The following is a 1,003-nucleotide window of genomic DNA, read 5'->3' on the forward strand; positions in this document are numbered from 1 at the left end:
CTCGCGCGCTTCGCGTCCGGTGGCGATGCGTTCACGGTATCCGGCCTGCCGCTTGCCCGGGATTCCCTGGTCGTCGAGGGTGGGGTCGAGTTCGGCCTGGCGCAGAATGCCAGCCTTGGTCTGTCCTATGGCGGGCAGTTCGGTTCCAACCGTTCCGATCACATGGTCCGCGCCAGCTACGACGTCAGGTTCTGAGGGCGCCTCTTGACGATGGCTGGCCGCGGGCACTCGCGGCCGGCCTACAGAGTGCGGCCCTTGTTGGTTCGGGCACTCTCGATGCCATATAGAGATATGGTGTTCGGCCAGCAACTGCGGTGACAAGGTGATCCCGAGCCAAGTATGGATCATCGGGAAGGAACGTCGGCGCGAGGGTGCAAACGGGTAATCGAATGAACAGTGGTATCGCGGAGAAAGCTCCGCCGTTGTTGCGTGTCTCCTCTCGTGGCCTGCCTGCAAAAAGAAGGGTTGAAGCTCTGCGGGATTGGGTCGGCAGAGAGTTGAGCCGGATGGATTTTTGTCCGGTAAATCGGGATTCACCGATCTATTTCGAGAGCGCCGCAGCGAGCATCGGCTGTGTGAATTACGGCCTGGCCAACGCCAGCGCATTTGAAATGACGCGCTCGCGCCCGCTCTTGGTTGATGGTCGCGATGATGTCTGCATATTGACGACCGAGACCGGACTCCACGTGGAATTCGCAGACGATTCCTTCTTCGTCCGGCCGGGAGGCGTCGCCGTTCTTTCGAAGGCGCAAGGCTATCGTTTTGTTCACGCAGCCCCTGGAGTATCGGCATGCGTTATCGCGCCTCACGCGCGGCTGTCGCTTCTGATGCCGCGGTTCGAGGAGGCTCCGATGGTGAATCTGGCACCGGAAACCCCGGGCCTTGATCTGCTGTTCGGTTATGCGCGATCGGTCGCATTCAGCACGACGGCGACGGCTGACATCCGGTCGAAGAGCGCGTCGCACATTCTCGAGCTGATCGCTTCCATCCTTGATCCGCAACG

2 protein-coding genes are annotated in these 1,003 nt (G+C 60.9%); both read left to right on the forward strand.

The annotated features are described in order from the left end of the window. Positions 1 to 195, forward strand: a 195-nt coding sequence (locus tag DFR48_RS21720; protein WP_114365292.1) for an autotransporter outer membrane beta-barrel domain-containing protein, incomplete at its 5' end; no start/stop codon positions are given. 194 nt (positions 196 to 389) lie between these two features. Continuing rightward, positions 390 to 1,003, forward strand: a 614-nt coding sequence (locus DFR48_RS21725) for a hypothetical protein (RefSeq protein WP_147273569.1), incomplete at its 3' end; no start/stop codon positions are given.

This window comes from Ciceribacter lividus (genome assembly GCF_003337715.1).
GTDB lineage: Bacteria > Pseudomonadota > Alphaproteobacteria > Rhizobiales > Rhizobiaceae > Allorhizobium > Allorhizobium lividum.